This window comes from Lacisediminihabitans profunda (assembly GCF_008040105.1).
GTDB classification, from domain to species: domain Bacteria; phylum Actinomycetota; class Actinomycetes; order Actinomycetales; family Microbacteriaceae; genus Lacisediminihabitans; species Lacisediminihabitans profunda.
Genome location: NZ_VRMG01000109.1, coordinates 1 through 285, shown reverse-complemented (window position 1 = coordinate 285; position 285 = coordinate 1). Strand labels below are relative to the sequence as shown.

At 69.8% G+C, this 285-nt stretch carries 1 protein-coding gene; it reads left to right on the top strand.

Annotated elements, in window-relative coordinates; all coding sequences use genetic code 11:
• The coding region (locus FVP33_RS19680; protein WP_187270819.1) for a hypothetical protein at positions 1-263 on the top strand (263 nt) is incomplete at its 5' end.
• Positions 264-285 lie beyond the last annotated feature (22 nt).

The following is a 285-nucleotide window of genomic DNA, read 5'->3' as shown; positions in this document are numbered from 1 at the left end:
GGGAGCAACACAGCCGGTGCACGGCCGCCGGCGGACCGATCTTCGCCCAGCTCGGACTGATCCCGCCCCGAGTGTCGCCCAACGCGACAGTGATCGGGGACCCCATGCACCAGCTCCAGCTCGTTCTGGCGCTCGAGGGCGAGGGGTGGTCGCGAGTGACGCAGTCGAACACCGGCGGACTGTTGCCTCCCGTCTTCACCCGGGTCGTGCACCCACGACTGGTCGGTCCGCTCGACAGCTACGACATCTGTCCCGGGTTCTAGGCGCCGCCGGCCGAGGTCGTCG